Genomic DNA, 24,960 nt, shown 5'->3' with positions numbered 1-24,960 from the left:
TGGAATGATTGCTAGCGCCATTTCAACACCGGCTTTTGCATTCTTCCAAAATCAGGATACAACCAATAGACAAGCTGATACAGTCAAGTACACTCCTTCGCCATATCCCTTATTCAGACCAAGATATCCGTTTGGTGATCCACTATTCAGAAAACCGCTAAGCTCTCCTTTCCTATTCAATAATTCCGAGTTCTATAACAGGAATTATCAGGTAGATACAAGTCGAAATATTATCACCTCAGAAGAAGTTGGAACTTCATTTATCAGGCCACCGGCTTATGTACCCTTCAATTTGGCCCTACAGAAGAAAATTGAAGAAGGCAACCGAGCCTTTTTTAGAGAAAGATCAAAAGCCCGTGATGGAGAAAGTGCAGTAAGCAACCGCGGCAGGCTAATACCTCCCATTGCCTTGAACCCATTTTTCGACAGACTTTTTGGAGGTGATCAGATTCTCATCAATACCAACGGAACGGTTCAACTCGACTTTGGCGGGCGCTTCCAGCGAGTAGACAACCCGGCCATTCCTATCAGACAGCAGCGTAACGGTACTTTCGAATTCAACCAGAACATACAAATGAGTCTGGATGGTACCATCGGTACCAAAATGAAGATCAATGCCAATTTCAATAATAACAACTCCTTTGATTTCGAAAACACCCTGAAGGTAGACTTCTCAGGCCTGGAATCAGACATTGTTAAAACACTTGAAATTGGTAATGTAAGCCTACCCATTGCTAACAGTCTGATTACAGGAGGACAGAATCTCTTTGGTTTTAAAACGCAACTTCAATTTGGAAGGCTCTATGTAACCGCGTTAGCCGCCAGTCAGAGAGGAACATCAGAATCTATCGAAGTAGAGGGAGGTGTACAGCGAAATGAATTTGAAGTAAGAGCAAGTGATTATGATGAAAACCGCCATTTCTTTCTGGGGCATTTCTTCAGGAACAATTATGAAAACTGGTTAAGAAGTATTCCTTCCGTAATCTCCGGACTACAAGTGAGCCGGGTTGAAGTCTATGTACTCAACAGAAATAACAATACACAAACCCTCAGGAATTTTGCAGCCTTTATGGACCTGGGTGAAGGAGAGGTTATTTTCCAGGATGGCAACAACTTTATCGGTAATGGCAACCCTAATTCCCCTACCAGCAATGACGCCAACAGCTTGTTTCAAAACCTTCAATCCAACCCTGACCTGAGAAGACCAGATCAAGTTAGCAGTATTCTGGAAGAGCAGTACAGCCTGGAAAAAGGACAGGATTTCGTTCGTGTTACCGGAGCAAGAAAGCTAGATCCAGCGGAATACTACTTTAACCGTGAGCTGGGATTTATTTCACTCAGCCGTCAATTGCAAAACGATGAAGTATTAGCCGTTTCTTTCGAATTCAACTACCAGGGCCGAAGATATAAGGTAGGTGAAATGACGGAAGATTATCAGGGCAGATCAGAAGATGATATCATTTTTCTGAAAATGCTCCGCCCTTCTAAAATCAATACTCAGGTACCTACCTGGGACCTGATGATGAAGAACATTTATAACCTGAACGCCTCACAGGTAGACAGACAGTCATTCCAACTGAGGGTGATCTATAGAGATGACAAAACCGGTATCGACAACCCCAGCCTTCACGAAGGACAGAATACGAAAGACATTCCTTTGATCGAAATCATGGGACTCGACAGGCTCAACCAAAACGGAGATCCTCAGAAAGATGGAAACTTCGACTTTGTAGAAGACATCACCATCAATGCCAACAGAGGCTACATCATTTTCCCTTATCTGGAACCCTTTGGTAACCGAATGGAAAACCAATTCCTGGATTCGGAGCAGTTCTTAAAGGACAAGTATGTATTTGATACGCTCTACAGAACAACCCGGGCCGATGCACAACTGGTTTCAAGGCTAAACAAGTACTTCATTAAAGGAAGTTTACAGTCAGGGTCGAGTAGTGAAATTAACCTGAACGCCTTTCAGGTAGCAGAGGGAAGTGTAGTAGTCACCGCGGGTGGCACCCCTCTGGTTGAAGGCGCTGACTATACTGTTGATTACAACCTTGGTAAAGTCACCATCATTAACCCCTCTATTCTCAACTCCGGAAAGAAAATCAGAGTATCATACGAGAAAGCTGACCTTTTCAGCTTTCAGGCCAGGAACCTGCTCGGTACTCGCCTTGACTATGTCTTCAATGATAAAACCAATGTCGGGTTGACCCTCCTCCACCTCAATGAGCGTCCGCAACTATCCAGAGTAAGCATTGGTAACGAACCTGTGAGCAATACCATGTGGGGGCTCGATGTCAACTACAGCGAAAATTCTCGTTTACTTACCCGAATGGTAGATGCCCTGCCTTTTATTGATACCAAAGCACCTTCCAAGATTACCTTCCGGGGAGAGTTTGCTCAGCTAATACCCGGCACCTCTAATAAGGTAGAAGGCACCAGTGCTTCTTATATAGATGACTTCGAGGCTACCGTAACCCCATTCAGTCTGGGAAATTCTCAAAACTGGAAACTGGCCTCCACGCCTAAAACGGATGATGACAGGTTCGACCTTTCAGGTCAAACCACAAACAGGCTGGGCGCCAATTACAGAAGAGCAAAAATCGCCTGGTATACGATTGATAATGTTTTCTACAGATCGGCAGGCAGAAACAGACCTCAGAACATTACTCCTGATGACTTAGAAAATCACTATACCCGCTCTGTCGGCCAAACAGAGGTAATTAAGCGTGACCCTCAGCAAATAGTGGTGAATGAACCTTCCTTTGACATAGCCTATTATCCCGAAGAACGAGGAATGTACAACTATAACCCGAACCTCAATGCTGATGGTACACTCCCAGAGCCGGAAAAGAACTACGGAGCTATCGTCAGAGCCATTACCAACGAAGTAGATTTTGATAAAACCAATATTGAGTACATCGAATTCTGGATGATGGACCCATTCATCAACAGTACCAATGGAACACCTCAAAACCCAAGAGGTCTGATTGATGATGGTATCAATCCACCAAAAGCCAATACCACAGGTGGTAAAATGTTTCTGAATCTGGGTAGTATTTCAGAAGATATCATGCGTGACGAAAGACATGCTTTTGAGCAAGGGCTACCTGCCGATGGAACAGATGATCCAAATGCAGTTATCATCAATGAATGGGGACGTGTAACCAATCAGCCATACCTCAACCCTGCTTTTGACAATAGCGCAGGTGCCAGGGCTAACCAGGACGTTGGACTTGATGGTCTCAAAACGGAAGATGAGGCCAGCTTCTTTTCCGATTTTCTCAGTTCAGTTAATGTTGACCCACAGGTGAGACAAGAACTGCTCAACGACCCTTCAGGAGATAATTTTCAATACTACCTAAGTGACGACCTGGACGCTGCTGATGTCAAAATATTAGCCCGTTACAAAAACTTTAACGGTATGGAAGGCAATAGTCCCGTATCGACAGGTAATCAAAACTTCACTGCTTCAAACAGCAACTTACCTGACAATGAAGACCTGAACAGGGACAACACACTAGCCGACCTGGAAGAATACTATGAGTATGAGATTGACATTAAACCGGGGCAGTTTCAGGTTGGTAATAATAACATTGTTGACAAGGTAACAAATGAGGTCAATGGAGATCAGGTGAGCTGGTACCTCTTCCGTATTCCGGTAAGAAAGCCCGATAGAGTTCAGGGAAACATTAATGGATTTAAATCCATCAGATACATTAGAACTTACCTGACTGAATTCGAAGAGCCGGTAGTGCTACGTTTTGTCAACTTCAGAATGGTGGGTAGCCAATGGAGAACTTTCCAGGAAAGCCTGTTCGAAAAAGGCCTGTTTGAGGTACCGGAGCCTTCCGACCCTAATTTCACTGTAGGCGTAGTGAGTATTGAAGAAAATAGCCAGCCTGCCGATGGTAGACCTCCTTATGTGCTTCCTCCAGGAATCAGGCGGGATAGAGACAACACTTCTACCGTAGAGAGAAGAAGAAACGAGCAATCTCTGCAGTTGTATGTGGAAGACCTCCGTGACAGAGATGCCCGAGCCGTTTTCAAGAATGTTACCATGGACATGATTAATTATGGCCGACTGAAAATGTTCCTCCATGCAGACAGCCCGGACAACCTACAACCCGGTGAAGTGACTGCCTTCATTAGAATGGGAACAGACTTTACCGAGAACTATTATGAAGTGGAAGTGCCCCTCACTATGACTCAGACTGGCGAAATATCACCAGAGCAGATTTGGCCGGAAGTCAACGAAATTGATATTGCTTTCAGTCAACTATATGAGGTCAAAGCAGAAAGGAACCGACTGAATGCCAACCTCAATCTGCCTTACACACAGGCCGTAGGTAAGTATAATGTGACAGTTGTAGGTAGGCCTGACATGAGCTCTGTCCAGACACTAATGATCGGTGTTCGTAACCCCAGTTCGCCAGATGCGGAACCTAAGACTTTCTACTTATGGGCAAATGAGTTACGCGTTACCGATTTCGATTCCAAAGCGGGTTATGCTGCCAATGCCCGACTTGATGCTCAGTTAGCTGATTTGGGAAATGTCTCTGCCACCTTCAACCATTCATCTATAGGCTTTGGAGGCATCTCCGACAAAGTATCGGAGAGAAACAGAGAGAAGATGACCTCTTACGATATCTCCACCAGCATAGCTCTTCATAAATTCTTCCCTGAAGACTGGGGACTTGAAATACCGGCCTATTACAGCTACGAACATGCCAGGTCTATCCCCCAATTTGACCCGTTAGACCCTGACTTACCTCTGGAAGATGTACTCAATTCCTTTGATGACAGAGGTGAAAGGGATGACTACTTCGATAAGGTAATTGATGTCTCTAACCGAAAAAGTTTCAACTTCTCCAATGTGCGTAAAAGGAGCACCAGTGAAAACAGGTTAAATCTCCCCTGGGCCATTGAAAACTTCAGCTTCACTTATGCCTACAATGAAATCAACCGAAGCAACATCAATACAGCCGAATATGCCTACAGAAACTATCGTGGAGCAGTGAATTACAGCTATCGCCCTAAACCACTGAGAATAGCTCCTTTTGAGAACATTGGTTTCCTCGGGTCTAAATGGCTACAATTGATCAAGGACATTAATTTCAACCCTATACCCTCATCCATTACCATCAATGGCGATGTAAATCGAAGCTTCCTCAAAACACAACTCAGAAATTCAGACCTGGGAATTGAAGGCATTGACCCCTACTTTGAAAAATCATTCACCTTCGATCGCAGGTACGCAGTGAACTGGGATTTGGCCGACAGGCTCACGCTGGATTACACGGCCAACGTGAATGCCATTGTGGATGAGCCCGAAGGGGAAATTGATACAGAAATCAAAAAGGATTCAGTCTGGACCAACTTCAAGAAGTTTGGTCGAATTAAGAACTATACACATAGTATAACTGCAGCCTATACTCTACCATTTGATAAGTTCCCCATAACCGATTGGGTAAGCACGGAACTTTCTTACAATACAATTTTTAACTGGAAGGCCGGAGCTATTGGTCAAAGAGATACGCTAGGCAACATGGCCAATAATTCGAGAAAAATTGGAATAACCGGAAAACTTGACCTGATCAAGCTTTACAATAATATAGGCGTATTGCAGAAGATCAACTCGCCTTCCAGAAGCAGATCGAGGAGCCGATCAGAGGCAGCTCCGGCAGATTCAACCCAAAGGAAAAGTCTGGCTGAAATTCCTTTCTGGAAGGCATTCCTAAGGAGTCTCATGTCACTAAGAAGTGTCAATTATAACTACAGCAGAGCTGAAGGCACAGTACTACCGGGTTACATGCCAGACGTATACATCTTTGGTTTGGATCGGGGCTTCGAAAATCCCGGACTTGGATTTGTGCTGGGCTCCCAGGATAATAACATCCGAAACATACTCGCTAACAACAGCCTTTATGCTCCTAGTCAATTCCTCACCAGTCCATTCCAGCAGAACCGCATGGTTCAATTCAATGTAGATGCCTTGCTGGAACCTTTCCAGGATTTCAGGATTACGGTGACAGGCAGGAAGAACTTCACAGAGAATTATCAGGAAATCTTTAGAAATGATCCTGATACAGACAGTTTCATCAGCATTAATCCAAACAGAACAGGCACCTATGGGGTCAGTTTCCTGATGATTAAGACAGCTTTTGAAAAAGACAATGCAGATAACACCTCTCCCCTCTTTCAAAACTTTGAAAACTATAGAAACACCATAAAGCAGCGACTGGACGGATTGAACCCAAGTGGTGAATATGGAGTGAACTCCCAGGAGGTGGTGATCCCGGCATTTATAGCTGCCTATACAGGGAAAAGTCCGGAGAGTGTCAATACCAATCCATTCCCTAAGTTTCCTCTCCCTAACTGGAGTGTCAATTACAATGGACTATCGAAGATTGCCGGCCTGAGTGACATATTTAGTACTGTGGCCATCAGCCACGCTTATTCCAGCCGCTATGATGTGAGCAACTTTGTGAACTCCCCGCTCTATACCTCGGGACTTACACTCGATAGAAGCCTGAGAGATGCAGGACTGGCTTCTGAATTCAATGAAAACGGTGACCTGGTGCCGGTCTATCTGGCACAGCAAATCGTAATGACGGAAACAATGGCTCCTTTCATTGGCATTAATCTGAGAACAAAAAATAACTGGGGAGTTCGATTAGACTATAATAGAGAAAGAAATATTGCTCTGAACCTTTCCAATATACAGGTTACCGAAAGGCAGAAAAAAGACTTTACTCTGAACATTAGTTTTGCCAAAGCCGGAGTACCAATTCCATTCCGCATTAATGGAAGAAAAGAATCTTTACCTAATGAGCTCCGCTTCAATATGGGGCTAACCATGTCAGATACTAAAGTAGTGCAGAGAAGAATAGGGGAAACTCCAATTATCACCGATGGAATCATGATCTTCAGGCTGAACCCAACAGTTGATTATAAAATCAATGAAGCTCTGCTGGTTACCCTCTATTTCGAACGCAATGTAAACGACCCAAGGGTCTCTACAAGCTTCCTAAATGCACGTACAACCTTCGGTGGAAGAATTCAATTTAGTTTGTCACAATAATGTCTGCAATTCTCGTGAAAGCATGTAATTTTGATGCAAATTGAAATTACACTATGAACGTTCCTGCAGACTTAAAGTACACCAAAGACCACGAGTGGGTAAAAGTAGATGGCGATGAAGCCACAGTTGGAATCACAGACTTTGCTCAAGGTGAGTTAGGTGATATCGTTTATGTTGAAATCGAGACAGAAGGCGAAACAATAGATGCCAATGAAGTATTTGGTACTGTTGAAGCCGTAAAAACTGTTTCTGATCTTTTTATGCCATTGAGTGGTGAGATTGTAGCCGTTAATGAAGAACTCGAAGATTCACCTGAAAAGGTAAATGAAAGTCCTTTTGAAGATGGCTGGATGATCAAGATCAAAATGTCAGATACCTCTGAGTTAGATGGTCTGATGTCAGCTGACGAATATAAGGAACACATAGGAGGTTAAAATGCTGGAGAAGTTAAGGCCTTTTGCATACTGGCCGGCTATCATCTGGGCAATCATTCTGGCGGTACTCATGCTACTACCACAAGATGCATTCCCGGAATCTAAGCTTCTCTCCTATGACAAACTAGCACACATATCTGTTTTTGCCATCTTTAGTGTATTGGTCCTTGCGGGCTACACTATAGGAAGCAAAGACAAAGACAATAAAACAAAACACCGTAAGCAGGCGTTAACTATATGCTTAGTTTATGGATTGCTCCTTGAAGTACTTCAGCAATTCGTCCCTGGTCGCATGTCAGATATATACGATTTAGTTGCAAATTTCATAGGAGCCTTGCTTGGTGTAATTGTTTTTACTTTTTTTATCAAAAATAAGCTTGTGATTCATAAACTAATTTTATAGTTTTAGAATCTAACTGAAAGAAAGTTATGGAATTAAAGAAAAGCCCTAAAGCGGATGTCGGTAAGAAAAGCACCATGTTTATGGCTGTTGGACTTATCCTGAGCCTTACGCTTACATTGGCTGCCTTCGAGTGGAAACAATACGAAGAAGGTGAGTTGATGGATCTTGGAATGGCTCCTGATGATTTTGAGGAATTGACAGAGATACCTCCAACCGAGCAGCCACCACCACCTCCGCCACCAATTAAGCAACCTCAGATTATTGAGATTCCTGATGAGGAAGAAATCGAAGAAGAAATCGAGATCGACCTTGATGTGGAAATCACTGAAGAAACTGAGGTAGAAGAAATCGTATTTGAAGAAGAGCCTGAAGAAGAAGAGGCAGATCAAGTATTCATGATTGTGGAAGAACAAGCTTCATTCCCAGGTGGAAACGAAGCATGGATGAAGTTCCTCAGCAAGAATCTTGAGTACCCAAGACAAGCAAAAAGAATGGGTATTGAAGGAGCAGTTTTCCTTTCCTTCATCGTAGATCAGCAAGGCGCCATTTCTGATATCCAGGTTATTAGAGGTATCGGAGGAGGTTGTGACGAAGAAGCCGTAAGAGTGCTTAAAGAGTCACCTAGATGGAACCCAGGTAAACAAAGAGGTAGACCTGTAAAGTCTAGAATGCAATTCAGAATCGTATTTAAACTGAAATAATTCGTAAAGCCCACTTCAGTGTGGGTTTTATTTTATATTATATAACTAATTTATTAGTTATTTCACTAAAACTACAGTTATTATGGAAGCCAAAAAGAATAAATCCGTTGACTACCTTGGAAAGAGAAACCTCTTTCTAAGCATTGGTCTTTGTGCGAGCACTTTGCTTGCTTTATCTGCCTTTCAAATCAGGACTGAAACCAAGCCTGAAGTACTTACCGGTCGCTATGTTCTCCCTGCCGATATCTTTGATGATGTACAACAAACCAAACACCCAGAGCCCGAACGTCCCAAACCAAAACCGCAACCAGTGCTAATCGATATTGTAGAGAATGATGTACCGTTAGAAGACTTAGACATCCCTCTTTTCGTATACAATGAAGAAGATGCACTGAGCGACTATGAAGATTATGATATGCCGGACGAAGAAGTTGCCCCCAGCGGCATAGTGATTGCCGAAGAACCAGCCAATTTCCCGGGAGGTCTGGAGGCCTGGGCCAAATTCCTGAGAAAGAACCTTGAGTATCCCAGAATCGCCAAAAGAGGAGGTATTGAAGGCAAAGTACTCCTGAGCTTCGTGGTTGACTCACAGGGCAAAGTATCTGACATTGAAGTATTAAGAGGTATAGGAGGTGGCTGTGATGAAGAAGCAGTCAGGGTATTGAAATTAGCACCCAAGTGGAACCCAGGTCTACAGAGAGGACATCCTGTGAAGTCCAGGATGTCGCTATACATCCATTTTGTTTTAAAGTGAGTTGAGTGTAGTTGATTATGAGCCACCCCAATGGGTGGCTTATTTATATAATGTTCAGCAGTTGCTCTTTAATCTTTTCCAGTTCATCCTTCATACTAACTACGAGCTTCTGAACCGGGGCATAGTTAGCCTTAGAGCCAATGGTATTAATCTCTCTACCAATCTCCTGACTAATGAAACCGAGTTTCTTTCCTTGAGAGTCATCCTCAGCCATTACTTCACCAAAGTAATCCAGATGATTCGTAAGTCTTACAATCTCCTCAGAGATATCAAGCTTCTCTATATAGTAAATCATCTCCTGCTCAAAACGATTCTTATCGAACTCCTCAGAGCTTTCGATTTCCTGCTGATGCTTTCTAATTCTTTCTCTGATTACCTCTACCCTGTCAGGATCATGGCCAACTATCTGCTCCAGGCATGTTCTGATATTCTCAATGTAAGTATTCAGTTCTTTAGCAAGAGAAGCTCCCTCCTGCTGGCGGAAGTCATTACATGCCGCCAGGGCATCATTCAGTACCGGAATCAATTCCTTCCACTGAGTTTCAATAACCGATTCATCCAGGCTTGAAGAAGACATTACATCAGGGCTATATAGCGCTAACCTGAAAAGATCGTCAGTCTTTGAGCCTACTTCCAGCGCCAGCTGAGTATACTCCTTATAATACCTCTTAAACAACTCATGATTAACCTGATCACTCTCCACACTGGCATCCTGAGTCAGGTCTATTGCCAATGACACTTTTCCTCTCTTCAGGGACTCGGAAATCATAGATCTGATCTCCAGCTCCTTGCTCATTAAGTTTTTGGGAAGCTTCAGCTGAATATCGAGAAACTTGGAGTTGAGTGTCCTTACTTCAACATCTGCCTGATATCCTGTAATAGTCCCTTTGGTTCGGCCGTAGCCGGTCATTGATTTTAGCATATACCGGAATTAATCTTCAAAAATAGATTAATTCACTGGCTAAAAAAATTAGAAATCGTATCCGAATGAGAGTTGCACCTTAGGGTTTAAGGTTTCGAAGTTTCTGATAGGGAAAGAAAAGTCGATTCTCGAGAAGAAACCAAACAGCATTGTCCTCACTCCTATACCCGTACTCTGCAACCACGGGTTTGAGAAGTTATTGATTGTAGCGCTGAAAGGCGAGCCTTCATTTGTGATCTCTTCTATATTCAAATTGTTCTTATCCTGAAAAGGAGATAAATCATCCCAGGCCGAACCGATGTCATAATACCCTATAATTTGAAGGTTCCTCAGGAAGTTAGATTTCAAATCTGAGTTGGTGAGTAATTGGTTGATAGGGAACCTGATCTCACCCGAGAAAGTCAATACATTTCTCCCCTGGAAAGTATTGTAGTTATAGCCTCTTAGATTCGTAAACTGATGGAACAGCACATCGCTGTTATCAAACAAAGTCTGAAACTCCAATGGGTTTACCTCGGCATTAGAACTTTCCGTGCTGTTGAATGCCCAGTTATCTACACCACCCAGTAAATACTTCTTGGGAGCATCTCCGAAGAAAGAACCAAAATAAGCTCTTCCAGCCAGGTAAATGGCCTTGTTCAACTTGTAATAATGACGAATATCCACTTCCAGGTTGTTGAAGCTTACCGCTTCACTGTTCAGTTTGAGGAAAGACTCAAACTTAATCTTAGCTCTGGTCCCTTCATGTAAATTCGTTCCGGTAACAATGGAGTTATCATAAACCAATGCACTCTCAAAACCCGCATAGTTAGCTGTTCTTTCCGGCTCAAACTGTGCAGGATTATTGGATGGTATCAGCAATCTGATGTCTCTGTCTATGTATTTTGTCTGCGTAAAGAATGGATTGAATTCCGCTCTAATCTTATGCGTGAACGGGTAGCTCATCCCTAGCTGGAACGTACTTCTATTGAATCTTTGATTCAGGAAGTTCGCATTGTTGATTCTTACGATACTCTTTCTGTAATAAGCAGCACTGAGATCTACTCTATTTTTAAGGTACTCATACTCACCGTAAACATCGTAGCCCTGCGTGAAGCTGTAAGGAATTAATATTCCACCTTTGAACCTGTGATTCTCCAGGTAATCATTCATCTCGATCTCCAGTAACTGCGCCATGGACCTTAGTGGATCAATGACAAAAGTGGTTACTACATTGTCGGTCTGGAACCTGTTTTCATAAGCAGCAGGCCCCTGAATGCTGTTGGCATTATCTGGGTTCTGATAGATGCTCAGGAAAGATTTGTTACTCAGATTTCTGTCTTCTGAAGGTTTCTCAAACTGATAGTCTTTTGTATCTACCTTCGTCTCTATCTGAAACTCATATTCCTCAGTATTTATAGCCCCTTGCTTGAGAGAATCTAATTGTTGTAAAGGAGATTTTACTCCTTCAGGAATAGCCGGACTCTTAGCGGCTGTATCCAACTGATTATTCTGCCCCAACCGCTCTCTTCTTTTCTCAGCCAGTATTTTCGCTACCTCCAGGGCTCTTCTTGGCGTTACCGGACTAAAGGTAGATGACATGATATTGACATCCTGAACAAAGACTGCATCCTGTCCACCCAAATTAGAAACAAAGGCCAGCTTACCGGTTTGGTAATTGTAGTCATATGACTTAATACCATATATAAAATTGGTTATCTGTGTGCTGGTAGAATCAGTCGAATTATATCTGTAGAGGTTATTAATCCCTTGCTGATCTGAGACATAAATAAAATTAGTCCCATCTACATTCTTTGGTGATTTAGCGGTTGCCAAAGCATTTGTCAACTGTACAAAGGAGCTATCCGGGTATTCAATATCGTAGGTGTAGAGATTAAACTGATTAACATTGACATCTTCCAACTTATCTGGTCCACTTACGAAAACACTGTCTGAAGTTCTGTTTGAAACAAAAACAACCTGATTGGACCCGGGGTAAAAACTAATATCTCTTTCATCGAAGTTATCATCGCTGATCTTTCTTACCTGACCTCTTACCAGATTATAAGTGAAGGCATCTGAGATATCATTGATAGAACCTGTCATTACTGCCAGTCGTCCCCCATCCTTGAAATCGAAGCTCTGTATCTTATTCAATAAAGGAATGGTAATCTTTTGCTCCCCCTTTGTACCTAGTCTTTTAACGGCCAGAATATTTCTTCCCTCTTCTGCATAAACTATCCCCAATGTTGTACTGTCGGCCCAACTTAAAATGGGGTAAGTAAGATCCGTCTCCTGATCAATCAGTTTCAACCCGGCTTTATAAATCTCTCTCTCCTGATTGTTCTGCAGGTTTTTAACTCTTATTCTAAATTGCCCCTGAAGCATTGCTGAATAGGCCACAAACTTTCCATCAGGGCTGAATTTCACCTCATGGAATTTATAGTCGTTTCGATTCTTACCGCTGATTACATTAGAAGGATCAGCAGGACTGTATGATTCTTTGAGTTGCTCATTGATCTGGTTGTAGAAGCCCCTCCAGTCTTTCATGAACTGATCGTAAGGTACGCCAAGCGTTCTTTCGATACTATTTTGCTCATTCCTGATAATCCTGGCCAGGTTGAGGATGTTGGAAATACTCCTTTGTCCATATTTCTGAGCGATGTAATTCCAGATTGACTGACCAATCAACACATTCATTTCTGGAGTCAGCCTCATGAATTTATTCTCTGTGGTGCTGGAAATATATTCTCTTACCGCATCATCAGATTCCTTATCCCAACCGGCAGCCACGTATTGAGCAATACCACTGGTGAACCATAGGGGAATCGGGTTGGTAAATGAACTCTGGAACATTTCAGCAATATTGCCACCATAGAGCATTTCTTGAATCAACATTTCCGTAATACTGAAGACAGCTTTTTCCCTGAAAGAAGTAAAGTCACCTGAATACGCTAACTCTACCTGTGACTGTACAAAGTCTGTTTCCCCACCTACTGTAAAGTCTCCCGCATTGACACCAACATTGCTTTGCTGTTTGTCAACTATGGAGTTGTAAACAAAGACTCTGATTTTAGCATATGGCGGGTAACCGATGGTTTCTGTGATTCGACTGAACTCAGATTCTAAATACTCAATGGTTCTCTCTGCCAGGTCTCTACCACCATCGTAGAAATATACTTCGAAGTTCTCAGAAGCAAAGTAACTCCAATCGAAGTACTTGTACTGGATTCTATTCTTACCAAACTCAACTTTGTAAGCCTGAGCATTGGCCGATGTCGCGGCTCCCAGAAAGGCTAGTGTGAGTATTAAGGCTTTAATGTATCTGAAATTATTGTTCAGCATAGGTGGTTCAGAAGAAACATTTAAAATAACGAAAAAAACCTTTCAATATTGACTTCATCATCCAGGCTTCCCTTTCCGTCCATATGCCTGACTAGTTGTCGTGCATAATACGGAGCTAGAGAAACCCCTTTAGTACCTAAACCATTAAAGATCCACATTCCTTTTTCCTTGGGATGCTCTCCTATAAATGGTTTTCTGTCTCTTGTCGCTGGTCTGACACCAGCCTTTTGATGAACAATTTCAAAATCAAAATTGATCAGCTTTTTCACCCTTTCTAATAACTCATTTCGAGCCTTTTTGGTTGGAATTTCATTTAAGTCCGTGTGATCATAAGTAGAGCCACACTTACACATTCCATTGCCAAGGGGTATAACAAATACACCTCTGTTGTAAATTACCCTTGGCATAACGTTGGTTTTTAGAAAAAGCAACTCCCCTTTCACCAGATTAAAGGGTAGCCAGGAGAAAAAAGAATTCTCAAGGGCCAACCTACCGTCACAGAATATTAGCTGCTCACATTCAATAGCCCCATATCGCCAGGCGGTTTCCTTTTTCACCAGCAGATCACTATTGAATCTCTCTTCTATCAATTGTCCTTCTTGTCTCAGTTTCTCTCTGTAGCTATCGAGAAAGGTTGCGGTATCCAGGTATCCTGACTTATCTAAAAGTAAACCTCCATGAGGATTCTGAACTTCATCTGGCCATTGTGGTCTTGTTTTGACCTCCTTTACGTAAGGGGCATAGAACGATTCGGCACTTTTAGCCATCCACTCATTCTGCTCTTCGATGGAAAAGAATGGCCGGTAGATCGGAACATCGTACAGAAACTTTGCACTCAGGTCAGACTCAAGACCTTTATAGTAGGGAATGAGGTAGTCGAACAAAGCATCTCCATTCCAGGTCTTCACCATCTTTCTTCCGGTAATCGGATTGTAAAGCCCTCCTGCAACACGTGATGAGTTGGGCAATGCGGAATCATCCAGAATCATCACTTTCTTCCCCGCCTTGATTAGATGATCTGCCAGTACAGTACCGGCTATTCCTGCGCCTACAATGAGACAGTCTACTCTCATGGTGTGAAATTATTGAAGTATTTTTGATACTCGTGAATATTCCTTGAAATTTAGACCTTCCAAAAAGAGCGAAATCAATGCAGATAAAGACTTTCACTTTCAACCCCTTCATGGAGAACACCTATGTGGTATATGACCAGGGAAAAGCAGCAATCATTGATCCGGGTTGCTATGACCCTGCCGAAGAAAAAGAACTGGTTGAATTCGTTCAAAAAGAAGGCCTGGAAGTTGAAAAAATACTAAGCACACATGGACACATCGATCATGTGCTTGGTAATGCTTTCGTAAAGAATCATTTTAACATTCCTCTTTGGATCGGTGAACACGATCAGGAAACACTAAGAAGTGTTGCCGCCTACGCACCCAGCTATGGCTTTCAAAAGTATACTGCGGTAGAGCCGGATGTACTGATGAAAGAAGGTGAATATATTACAATCGGGAGCAGCCAATTAAAAGTGCTTTTTGTACCCGGACATGCTCCGGGACATATCGCCTTCTATCATGAAACCGAAGGGTTTGTTCTGGGGGGTGATGTGCTCTTCAGAGAGAGCATCGGTAGAACCGACTTGCCTGGTGGTGACTTCGATACATTAATTAACAGTATCAGAACAGAGTTTTTCACCTTGCCCAATGATACGGTGGTCTATCCTGGTCATGGAGGAGAAACTACTATTGGCTATGAAAAGAAATACAATCCGTTCTGTAAAGTAGCATGAATTGGATCAAAAGAAATATTCCCAACCTGTTCACACTCAGTAATCTGACACTGGGAGTACTGGCTATTCAGCAAGTCATTCTCAGCAATGGGGGTGATGAGCCAAAAGTGCATTATTATGTTTTCCTGGCAGCCTTTTTTGACCTGCTGGATGGCGCAGTGGCCAGGGCCTTAAAAGTTTCTTCCAGGCTGGGAGTTCAATTGGATTCATTGGCTGACCTGATCACCTTCGGTGTACTACCCACCTTCATCTATGCATCCATCTTTGAAATGGAAGGCTGGGGACTTCTGATACTGCTGGTTCCAGTTTGTTCAGCCATCAGGCTCGCTGTATTCAATATTTCCGAAGATCAAAAAACATCTTTCAAAGGTATCTCCACAACAGCTCATGGACTATTTGCTTCCACGCTGCCGATCATTATCTGGACAGGAGATAGTTATTTCGGTCAGTCATTGGCTCAGATGCCCTACATAGCCATAATCATAGCCGTGTTTTTTTCTTACCTGATGGTTTCACCGCTAAGAATGATCTCCCTTAAATTCGAAGGTTTGAGTTTGGCCAAAAACTGGGAGAAATACGCACTGCTCATAGTGTCTCTGTTATTGGTTGTGTTTATGGGCTATGATTCAGCTCCCTGGATTATGATGCTCTACCTCTTGCTGTCAATTATTATTAATTTTAGACAGCCACAAAACACCATGGAATAGGGTTTGTCGTTAGTAAATTGTCGTAATCATATCTTGAAACGCCTTAATCTTCTCATCACCATCATTCTTTTACTGCCCTGTTTACTTAAGGGACAGGAAAGGTCAGTATTGAGTGAAGGCAAGTGGCTTAAGATGGCGTTTACTGAGCCTGGAGCATATCGTATCAACTGGAATACTCTACGTGACATGGGATGGGAACCCTCTGACATTGATCCACGAAACCTGACTATTTATGGAAACCCTGGTGGTATGCTGCCTCAAAGTTCGGAAGAGTCCCGCCCAATTGACCTTATTGAAAACCCCATAGTCGTCTCTGGTGAAGCTGATGGGGTCTTTGGTGAAAATGACTTCCTCCTGTTTCTGGTAGATGAAATTAATCAGACCGAATACAATTCAGACGAAGACCGATTTGATGTGATTAAGAATCTTTATTCTGACACTATTTATTATTTCCTCACCATTAAAGACAGCCCGGGACTACGCATACAAAACAGTCCTAACCTTGGAAATGACCACCCTCTGATCAATGTATCCCGTCAACTGATTGCTCATGAATCTGACGAGGTTAATCTGCTTTCCTCCGGGAGGGAGTGGCTGGGAGAGCAATTGAATGCGATTAATAGCATTGATTTTCAGCATCAGGCAGAATCACTAGCTGGCAATGGTTCCATTAAGATCACATCAGAATTTGTTACCCAAGCCTATGTAGAAACCAGCCTGGATGTCAACCTAAATAATAATCTCATTGGTGAACTTAATTTTCAGACCATACCCAATTCTCAATATGCTGTTAAAGGGAACATTCAGACAGCTACCTTAGAAATTGGCACTGACCAGGTAGGCACCAGTAATATTGACATTGAATTCATATTTGATCAGAATGGAGCCAATAGTTCTGTCACCTATTTGAACAAATACCTGATCGACTTACCTATTGAACCTGCAACAAATGGCGGCTTACTCAAACTGAGATACCCTCCTGCCAATCAAGGCATCTCTACTTATCAGTTAAACAGCACATCCACTAACCTGACCATTTGGGATATTACCAACCCTAGTGAGGTGATCAACCAGGAATACACTCTCAATGGCAACAAGATATCATTCGGAGCCTTCAGCCAAAACTATAGAGAGTTTCTGGCCTTTGACCCTGACCAGCTTCCTGAGCCCCAAGTATTCTCTGAAATCAGCAATCAAAATTTAAGAGGAAGTTCAGATGTTGATTTTGTCATTATCACCCACAGCAGTCTCAAAAGTGAGGCTCAAAGACTCGCTAACTTCAGGACATCAAATGATGGAATATCTACGCTGGTAGCCACGACTCAGGAGATTTATAATGAGTTCAGCAGTGGACGCCAGGACATAACAGCCATCAGGGACTTCATTAAGCACAAGTATGATCAAAGCGGCAGGCTCAGGTACGTGCTGCTTTTCGGCAAAGGGTCATTCGACTATAAGGACAGAATTGAAAATAACACCAACCTGGTACCCACTTATGAGTCCAGAAACTCTATCCACCCATTGCTCACATTTTCATCTGATGATTACTTTGCCTTTCTGGATCCATATGAGGGATCCTGGGAAGAAACTTCTGCGGGCGACCACTTAATGGATGTCGGAGTCGGGAGAATTCCTGCCAAAGACACTGAACAGGCCAAAAAAGCAGTCGATAAAATCATTCTTTACGAAACTGATCCAAACACTCTGGGTGATTGGAAGAGCAGAATCATGTTTGTGGCAGACGATGGAGATAGAAACATTCATCAACGCGATGCAGATCAGCTGGCCACACTGGTAGACACTACCCACCAACAGTTTCAGGTAAGGAAACTCTACCTTGACTCATTTGAGCAGGAAAGAACTCCAAATGGAGAATTCTCTGAATCAGCAGAACAGGCACTTATTGATGCTGTTAATGAAGGCCGTCTCATCATCAATTTCACCGGGCATGGTGCCGAATTCGGATGGATGCAGGAGAGAATTTTGACTTTCGACCTGATGGAGGAATGGAGAAACCCCTATAAACTTCCTTTTCTCATCACAGCTACCTGTGAGTTTGGACGAAATGACGACCCTACCACCGAATCAGGTGCAGAAAGACTAATGTTCAAAAGCGCAGGAGGAGCCATTGGATTGCTCACCACCGCAAGGCCCGTATTCTCTAGTACGAATTATCGCTTGAACGAAGCACTTTATGGCACCATGCTGAAGCAGGAAAATGGCGAATACCAGAGACTGGGAGATGTCATCAAGTTCACCAAAAACAACTCGCTTCAAGGAAGCCTGAATCGCAACTTCATACTACTGGGCGACCCCAGTATGAAATTAGCTTATCCGGAAAAAGAAATAGAAATCACCAGTATTAATGGCAATATGCCAACAACAGATGATACACTCAGAGCTCTTCAGCCGGTAACCATTGTGGGGAATATTAAATCCAACGGTCAATCAGATAGCAGTTTCGATGGAGAAATTACCTTCAATCTGTTCGATAAAAGTCAGGATAAAACCACCAGAGGTTCGGATAATGATCCCTTCTCCTTCAATGAAAGAGACAGAGTGCTTTTTAGAGGCAGGGCATCTGTAAATCAGGGAGAATTTGAATTACAGTTTATCGTACCCAAGAATATCGACTACGCTTTTGGCGCTGGAAAAATGCTTGTCTATGCCACGGAAAGCGACCTCTCCTCAGAAGCATTAGGCAGTTCATTGGACTTTACATTGGGTGGAACCTATGAATCCGCATCACAAGACCCTTTGCCCCCTACAGTGAGAATATTCCTTAATGATACTACTTCAGAGATATCCGGCACATATGACAATCAGGTAAAGGCGATCATCAAACTTTCTGATCAAAGTGGTATCAATATCTCCGATGCTGTACTTGGACAAAATTTAACATTGATACTTAATGATAGTATGAGCATTAACCTCAATGACTTTTATTATACTGAGGTAGATGACTTCACCAAAGGCATGGCCGAAATTCAATTGGATGAACTCCCGGCAGGAATAAACCAAATTACGGTGACGGCCAGAGATATTTATGGCAACTCAGGCACATCATCAGTTGAGTTTACCGTTGAACAGAAAACTTCATTCATCACAGAAATAAAAAGCTACCCTAACCCGTTTATAGATGAAACCTTCTTTAGTGTTACACATGAGCTGGAAGGAGAAAACCTTGAACTCAATGTGGAAATCCTCAATACTCGTGGTCAAATAGTACAGAATTTAAGTGGGGAAATATTAAGTGCGGAAGAAACCGTGGTGGTTAATTGGGATGGAAAAAACCATGAAGGACAAAAACTTGAAGCAGGAATTTATTTCTATACATTCAGAATAATATCAAATACCTCAGGAAAAAGCGACTTAGTACGCAGAAAACTGATAATTTCGAATTAACTATATAGTACTATCTTTGAACAAAAAATACATGCGAAATAGGCTCATTATCTTCAGCATTATATTTTCCTATTTTTCGATTAACGCATTTGCCCAAAACTCGGGAACCATTAGCGGTCAGGATACAGAACGAAACGTAATAGCAACTGCTGTTCCTTTCTTAACTATAGCGCCAGACCCAAAGTCAGCCGGTATGGGAGATGTTGGTGTAGCTACTACACCAGATTTGAATGCTACTTTCTGGAACCCTGCTAAACTCACTTTCATCAATCAGAACTCAGGTTTAGGCTTAACCTTTACCCCATGGTTGAAAAAGTATGTGGATGACATGTCGATTTCCTACTTGTCGGGCTTCAAGAAAATAGACGATGAGCAGGCATTTGGTGCGGCATTAACTTATTTCAATCTTGGCGATATTGAGTTAACCAATGGTGCCGGGCAACCGATAGGAAGTTTCACTCCCCGTGAATTTGCCTTCTCAGCCTCTTATTCAAGAAAATTAAGTGACAATCTCAGTATTGGAGTATCTGGTAGATATATCTTATCTAACCTCTCTGGTAATATTACTACCAGCCCGGTAACGGACCCTAAACCAGGCACAAGTATCGCTGCTGACATTGGTATTTACCACAACAAGGAAATCACCGTATTCAATAAGCAATCGCTGTTGGCACTGGGAGCAACCATTACCAATATTGGTTCAAAGATCTCATACAATAGTGCCGATGAAGAGGACTTCATTCCTACCAACCTGAGAATTGGTAGTGCTCTTTCTTCGTTTTTAGACCCATACAATAAAATCACTCTGGCCTTAGACCTGAATAAATTGATGGTGCCAACACCACAACCTGATGGTTCACACAGAGATAAAGGTTTATTGGAAGGCATGTTCGGTTCTTTCGGAGATGCTCCAGGTGGCTTTAAAGAGGAACTTCAAGAAGTTATGATCTCTTTTGGTGCGGAGTATGAATACCAGGAAAAGTTTGCTGTAAGAGCTGGTTATTTCTACGAGCATATTAATAAGGGCAATAGAAAATACTTCACCATGGGATTAGGCTTCAAACTGGAAAAGCTGGAGTTTAATTTCTCATACCTTGTTCCACAATTACAGGAACATCCATTGGCCGAGACCTTACGATTCGGAGCTATATTCAACTTTACCAAAAGCGAGTCCAACTAGGAATGCTTGACAGAACCCAGGCTCCTGCCATACACCAAATAAGTAATATCAGCCTACCAGAAGTTGAGTCTCATATCCTGTCAGGCGGAAGAAGGTTATACATTCATCGCGAACAGGGTACCAATGCCTTTAAAATTGACCTGGTTAATCAAGGAGGCTACATCCATGCGAGTAATGGAGCAGAGGTTCAACTGAGCATGAAAATGCTGAATGAAGGCACCGTGAATAGGACTGGCCATCAGGTTTCTGAATATATAGATTCATTGGGAAGCTTTCTGGAGATCTCTCCTGGTTTCGATCATTCTACCTTTGCCATCTACGGACTCAAGAAGTTCTTCAAAGAGAATGCGGCCATCATGGCTGAAATGCTTTACGAACCTGCATTTACCCAGGCATCCTTCGAAACAGTTAAAGAGAAAGAGAAGAATAAGCTGAGTATGAATCTGGAAAAAGGATCATACATCTCTTCAGTTAACCTAAGGAAAGCACTATTTGGTGCACATCCCTATGGGTATTCCCTCATCCAAAACGATATCGAACAGTGTAGTATTGAGCAAATCAAAGCTATTCACACATATATAAAGAATTTCGACATATATCTGTCAGGAGATATTCCGGCTGATGCCGTAACTATCATTGAGGAGCTATTTGGCTCCCCTTCAGATAATGGTAGTGAGACCATTCACCTCCCCATTCATTCTGGTAGGAACATTGAGCACAGGAACGGCAAGTTTATCCAAAGTTCTATCAAATATGGCCGCACGCTCTTCAACCGAACTCACCCTGACTACTTTAAGTTCATCGTGACCAATGAGGTTCTGGGCGGTTTCTTTGGCTCCAGGTTAATGAAGAACATCAGGGAAGATAAAGGCTTCACCTATGGAATATATTCCTCTATATACCCCTTAAATCAAACAGGATACTTCCTTATATCAACTGATGTTAAAGGAGAGAACGAAGAGGAAACTATTAATGAAATTAAGAAAGAGTTAGACCTGCTGGCCAGTAAACCGGTTCCTGCTGGAGAATTAGATACCGTGAAGAGTTACATAATAGGTACTTTCGTCAACTCCTTCAGCTCTCCTTTTGCGGCTATTACTAAGTTCAAAACGTTGAACACCCAGTCTCTTACCCTTGACTTCTACCTTAACTATATTGATCAGATTAGATCAGTCAGCCAGCAAGATATCCTGGAGACCACCAATCAATATCTTCGTTTTGAAGATTTGACTGCTTCTATTGCCGGAGCTTAAGATCTTCATCCAGACAACCTCTGCTTTTATTCAGATCGAATAAACCTCAACCCCTATAAACGCAAAAAGGTCATCTTATGAGGGATGACCTTTGGTTAAATAAAGTTGGCGACTACTTACTCTCCCACCGGTAAAGGCAGTACCATCAGCGCCAGTGGGCTTAACTTCTCTGTTCGGAATGGAAAGAGGTGGACCCCACCGCTATAATCACCATAAAATCTTAAATATTTTATGACATATTAATTGTAAGAGTATCACACAAGAGGGTTTACGGGCCCCAGGTATTAAACCCGGGGCTCTAACGGAAAGTATTCGGGTAATTAGTACTGCTCAGCTATGACATTTCTGCCTTTACACCTGCAGCCTATCAACGTCATCATCTATAACGCCCCTTAAAGGAAGTCTCATCTTGAGGTGAGTTTCGCACTTAGATGCTTTCAGCGCTTATCTCTTCCTAACGTAGCTACCCAGCAATGCACCTGGCGGCACAACTGGTACACCAGCGGTTAGTCCAACTCGGTCCTCTCGTACTAAAGTCAGGTCCTCGCAAACTTCCAACGCCCACAACAGATAGAGACCGAACTGTCTCACGACGTTCTGAACCCAGCTCGCGTGCCACTTTAATGGGCGAACAGCCCAACCCTTGGGACCTTCTCCAGCCCCAGGATGTGACGAGCCGACATCGAGGTGCCAAACCTCCCCGTCGATGTGAGCTCTTGGGGGAGATCAGCCTGTTATCCCCAGAGTACCTTTTATCCTTTGAGCGATGGCCCTTCCATGCGGAACCACCGGATCACTATATCCGTCTTTCGACCCTGATCGGCTTGTAGGCCTCACAGTCAAGCACCCTTATGCTATTGCACTCTGCGCACGGTTACCAAGCGTGCTGAGGGTACCTTTGAAAGCCTCCGTTACTCTTTTGGAGGCGACCACCCCAGTCAAACTACCCACCACACACTGTCTCCCAATTCAGGGATTAGGCATCAGATAAATAAAGGGCGGTATTTCACCAACGACTCCAACATGCCTAGCGACACGCCTTCATAGTCTCCCGCCTATCCTACACATCATTTACCCAATACCAATGTGAAGCTATAGTAAAGGTTCATGGGGTCTTTTCGTCCCGTTGCGGGTAAGCGGCATCTTCACCGCTACTACAATTTCACCGAGCTCGTGGCTGAGACAGTGCCCAGATCGTTACACCATTCGTGCAGGTCGGAACTTACCCGACAAGGAATTTCGCTACCTTAGGACCGTTATAGTTACGGCCGCCGTTTACTGGGGCTTCAGTTCAGCGCTTCTCTTACGATAACGCCCCCCCTTAACCTTCCAGCACCGGGCAGGTGTCAGGCCTTATACTTTATCTTTCGATTTCGCAAAGCCATGTGTTTTTGCTAAACAGTCGCCTGGGCCTTTTCACTGCGGCCTCTCATCCGAAAATGAGGAGGCGCCCCTTCTCCCGAAGTTACAGGGCCATTTTGCCTAGTTCCTTAGCCACGGATCACTCGAGCACCTTAGGATTCTCTCCTTGACTACCTGTGTCGGTTTACGGTACGGGTACCATATACATTACTTAGAGGTTTTTCTTGGAAGTCTGATTAGGGCCACTATCCACGCTGCCGAAGCATTGTGGTACTATCAGGTTCAGCTAGTCTGGCGGATTTGCCTACCAAACCAATACCTACTCCCTTTAACGAACTATTCCGTCAGTTCGCGGGCCTTTCACTACTCCGTCACCCCATCGCTGTATACGGTAGTATTGGAATATTAACCAATTGTCCATCGACTACCCCCTTCGGGTTCGCCTTAGGTCCCGACTAACCCTGATCCGATTAGCGTTGATCAGGAAACCTTAGTCTATCGGTGGGCGGGTTTCTCACCCGCCTTATCGTTACTTATGCCTACATTTGCTTTTCTATACGCTCCACAGCCCATTACCAGGCTGCTTCTCCGCAGATAGAATGCTCCCCTACCCAGTATTAAATACTGCCTTAGCTTCGGTACTATACTTGATGCCCGATCATCATCGATGCTCTGTCGCTCGACCAGTGAGCTGTTACGCACTCTTTAAATGAATGGCTGCTTCCAAGCCAACATCCTGGCTGTCTAAGCAACTGAACCGCCTTAGTTCAACTTAGTATAGATTTAGGGACCTTAGCTGAAGGTCTGGGTTCTTTCCCTCTCGGACAAGGACCTTAGCACCCTTGCCCTCACTGCACGGTATATCTGTTAGCATTCGGAGTTCATCAGGATTTGGTAGGATTTGACTCCCCCTAGTCCTATTGGTAGCTCTACCTCTAACAGACTCAACCCGCACGCTGCTCCTAAAAGCATTTCGGGGAGTACGAGCTATTTCCCAGTTTGATTGGCCTTTCACCCCTACCCACAGCTCATCCAAAGACTTTTCAACGTCAACTGGTTCGGTCCTCCATGCCGTGTTACCGGCACTTCAACCTGGCCATGGGTAGATCACAAGGTTTCGCGTCTACCCCCACTGACTCAACGCCCTATTCAGACTCGCTTTCGCTCCGGCTGCATCCCTTTAAGGACTTAACCTTGCCAGTGAGGAGTAACTCGTAGGCTCATTATGCAAAAGGCACGCTGTCACCCAATTATTGGGCTCCAACCGCTTGTAAGCGTATGGTTTCAGGTTCTATTTCACCCCGTTATTCACGGTACTTTTCACCTTTCCCTCACGGTACTGGTTCACTATCGGTCTCTCAGGAGTATTTAGCCTTACCGGATGGTGCCGGTAGATTCAAACGGGATTTCACCTGTCCCGCCCTACTCAGGATACTGCTACCGCTCAAAAACTTGCCTGTACAGGGTTCTCACCTTCTATGACCGGCCTTCCCAGACCGTTCCAGTTCATTTTTGTTAAGATATCGCAGTCCTACAACCCCACCCAGGCCGTAACCTAGGTGGTTTGGGCTATTCCGCGTCCGCTCGCCACTACTAACGGAATCACTATTGTTTTCTCTTCCTCCGGGTACTTAGATGTTTC

13 protein-coding genes and 2 rRNA genes (1 of these 15 cut by a window edge) are annotated in these 24,960 nt (G+C 43.4%); 10 read left to right on the top strand and 5 right to left on the bottom strand.

All coding sequences use genetic code 11. The annotated features are described in order from the left end of the window. Nucleotides 1-4 precede the first annotated feature (4 nt). From sprA to ACOOEY_RS15345, 5 genes are all read left to right on the top strand, one after another. A complete protein-coding gene (gene sprA / locus ACOOEY_RS15365) occupies nt 5-7,084 on the top strand; it encodes a cell surface protein SprA (protein WP_420385605.1) in 7,080 nt (2,359 codons plus the stop codon). Between the two features lie 53 nt (nt 7,085-7,137). Beyond that, nucleotides 7,138-7,518: a glycine cleavage system protein GcvH gene (gene gcvH, locus ACOOEY_RS15360; protein ID WP_420385604.1), complete on the top strand. Its 381-nt coding sequence runs from the start codon at nt 7,138-7,140 to the stop codon at nt 7,516-7,518. Between the two features lies 1 nt (nt 7,519). Beyond that, nucleotides 7,520-7,921, top strand: coding sequence for a VanZ family protein (locus ACOOEY_RS15355; RefSeq protein ID WP_420385603.1), 402 nt, complete (start codon nt 7,520-7,522; stop codon nt 7,919-7,921). A gap of 26 nt (nt 7,922-7,947) precedes the next feature. Then, nucleotides 7,948-8,622 (top strand): energy transducer TonB, encoded by a 675-nt coding sequence (locus tag ACOOEY_RS15350; protein ID WP_420385602.1) that lies wholly within the window; start codon nt 7,948-7,950, stop codon nt 8,620-8,622. A gap of 82 nt (nt 8,623-8,704) precedes the next feature. After that, on the top strand, nt 8,705-9,376 hold the full coding sequence (locus ACOOEY_RS15345) for an energy transducer TonB (RefSeq protein WP_420385601.1): 672 nt from the start codon (nt 8,705-8,707) through the stop codon (nt 9,374-9,376). Between the two features lie 43 nt (nt 9,377-9,419). Here the strand turns inward: ACOOEY_RS15345 and ACOOEY_RS15340 are convergent, their stop codons facing one another. The 3 genes from ACOOEY_RS15340 to ACOOEY_RS15330 are packed head-to-tail and all read right to left on the bottom strand — an operon-like array spanning nt 9,420 to nt 14,695. Next, nucleotides 9,420-10,298, bottom strand: coding sequence for a YicC/YloC family endoribonuclease (locus ACOOEY_RS15340; RefSeq protein ID WP_420385600.1), 879 nt, complete (start codon nt 10,296-10,298; stop codon nt 9,420-9,422). A gap of 48 nt (nt 10,299-10,346) precedes the next feature. Continuing rightward, complete coding sequence (locus tag ACOOEY_RS15335) at nt 10,347-13,622, bottom strand: hypothetical protein (RefSeq protein ID WP_420385599.1); 3,276 nt, start codon at nt 13,620-13,622, stop codon at nt 10,347-10,349. A gap of 20 nt (nt 13,623-13,642) precedes the next feature. Beyond that, the gene (locus tag ACOOEY_RS15330) at nt 13,643-14,695 is read right to left on the bottom strand and encodes an NAD(P)/FAD-dependent oxidoreductase (protein ID WP_420385598.1); all 1,053 of its coding nucleotides are present in this window, start codon (nt 14,693-14,695) and stop codon (nt 13,643-13,645) included. A gap of 77 nt (nt 14,696-14,772) precedes the next feature. Between ACOOEY_RS15330 and ACOOEY_RS15325 the strand changes: the two genes are divergently transcribed. From ACOOEY_RS15325 to ACOOEY_RS15305, 5 genes are read left to right on the top strand one after another with little or no spacing between them, the layout of a single operon-like run. Beyond that, nucleotides 14,773-15,411 carry an MBL fold metallo-hydrolase gene (locus ACOOEY_RS15325; protein WP_420385597.1) on the top strand — a complete coding sequence of 213 codons (639 nt, stop codon included), beginning with the start codon at nt 14,773-14,775 and terminating at the stop codon, nt 15,409-15,411. After that, nucleotides 15,408-16,118: a CDP-alcohol phosphatidyltransferase family protein gene (locus tag ACOOEY_RS15320; RefSeq protein ID WP_420385596.1), complete on the top strand. Its 711-nt coding sequence runs from the start codon at nt 15,408-15,410 to the stop codon at nt 16,116-16,118. Before ACOOEY_RS15325 ends, ACOOEY_RS15320 begins: the two co-directional genes overlap by 4 nt. A gap of 33 nt (nt 16,119-16,151) precedes the next feature. Continuing rightward, entirely contained in the window at nt 16,152-19,523 is a 3,372-nt protein-coding gene (gene porU, locus ACOOEY_RS15315) for a type IX secretion system sortase PorU (RefSeq protein WP_420385595.1), read from the top strand. Between the two features lie 31 nt (nt 19,524-19,554). Next, a complete protein-coding gene (porV, locus tag ACOOEY_RS15310) occupies nt 19,555-20,703 on the top strand; it encodes a type IX secretion system outer membrane channel protein PorV (protein ID WP_420385594.1) in 1,149 nt (382 codons plus the stop codon). A gap of 2 nt (nt 20,704-20,705) precedes the next feature. Next, nucleotides 20,706-21,956, top strand: a complete 1,251-nt coding sequence (locus tag ACOOEY_RS15305; RefSeq protein ID WP_420385593.1) for a M16 family metallopeptidase — start codon at nt 20,706-20,708, stop codon at nt 21,954-21,956. Between the two features lie 103 nt (nt 21,957-22,059). On the opposite strand, the gene rrf is transcribed toward ACOOEY_RS15305, so the two are convergent. Together rrf and ACOOEY_RS15295 are read right to left on the bottom strand one after the other, a co-directional pair. Then, nucleotides 22,060-22,171: ribosomal RNA gene (gene rrf / locus ACOOEY_RS15300) — 5S ribosomal RNA — on the bottom strand. An 85-nt stretch (nt 22,172-22,256) separates the two neighbouring features. Further along, nucleotides 22,257-24,960: ribosomal RNA gene (locus ACOOEY_RS15295) — 23S ribosomal RNA — on the bottom strand; it runs 177 nt beyond the window's last position.

It is taken from the genome of Roseivirga sp., assembly GCF_965216855.1.
Classification (GTDB): Bacteria; Bacteroidota; Bacteroidia; order Cytophagales; family Cyclobacteriaceae; genus Roseivirga.
Note: the sequence above shows the minus strand (reverse complement) of the source record. Positions and strands in the feature narration are given on the sequence as shown.

What these genes read in the sequence shown, in the direction of transcription:
- sprA (WP_420385605.1), top strand. Translation starts at nt 5, where the DNA reads ATGATTGCTAGCGCCATTTCAACACCGGCTTTTGCATTCTTCCAAAAT.
- gcvH (WP_420385604.1), top strand. Translation starts at nt 7,138, where the DNA reads ATGAACGTTCCTGCAGACTTAAAGTACACCAAAGACCACGAGTGGGTA.
- ACOOEY_RS15355 (WP_420385603.1), top strand. Translation starts at nt 7,520, where the DNA reads ATGCTGGAGAAGTTAAGGCCTTTTGCATACTGGCCGGCTATCATCTGG.
- ACOOEY_RS15350 (WP_420385602.1), top strand. Translation starts at nt 7,948, where the DNA reads ATGGAATTAAAGAAAAGCCCTAAAGCGGATGTCGGTAAGAAAAGCACC.
- ACOOEY_RS15345 (WP_420385601.1), top strand. Translation starts at nt 8,705, where the DNA reads ATGGAAGCCAAAAAGAATAAATCCGTTGACTACCTTGGAAAGAGAAAC.
- ACOOEY_RS15340 (WP_420385600.1), bottom strand. Translation starts at nt 10,298, where the DNA reads ATGCTAAAATCAATGACCGGCTACGGCCGAACCAAAGGGACTATTACA.
- ACOOEY_RS15335 (WP_420385599.1), bottom strand. Translation starts at nt 13,622, where the DNA reads ATGCTGAACAATAATTTCAGATACATTAAAGCCTTAATACTCACACTA.
- ACOOEY_RS15330 (WP_420385598.1), bottom strand. Translation starts at nt 14,695, where the DNA reads ATGAGAGTAGACTGTCTCATTGTAGGCGCAGGAATAGCCGGTACTGTA.
- ACOOEY_RS15325 (WP_420385597.1), top strand. Translation starts at nt 14,773, where the DNA reads ATGCAGATAAAGACTTTCACTTTCAACCCCTTCATGGAGAACACCTAT.
- ACOOEY_RS15320 (WP_420385596.1), top strand. Translation starts at nt 15,408, where the DNA reads ATGAATTGGATCAAAAGAAATATTCCCAACCTGTTCACACTCAGTAAT.
- porV (WP_420385594.1), top strand. Translation starts at nt 19,555, where the DNA reads ATGCGAAATAGGCTCATTATCTTCAGCATTATATTTTCCTATTTTTCG.
- ACOOEY_RS15305 (WP_420385593.1), top strand. Translation starts at nt 20,706, where the DNA reads ATGCTTGACAGAACCCAGGCTCCTGCCATACACCAAATAAGTAATATC.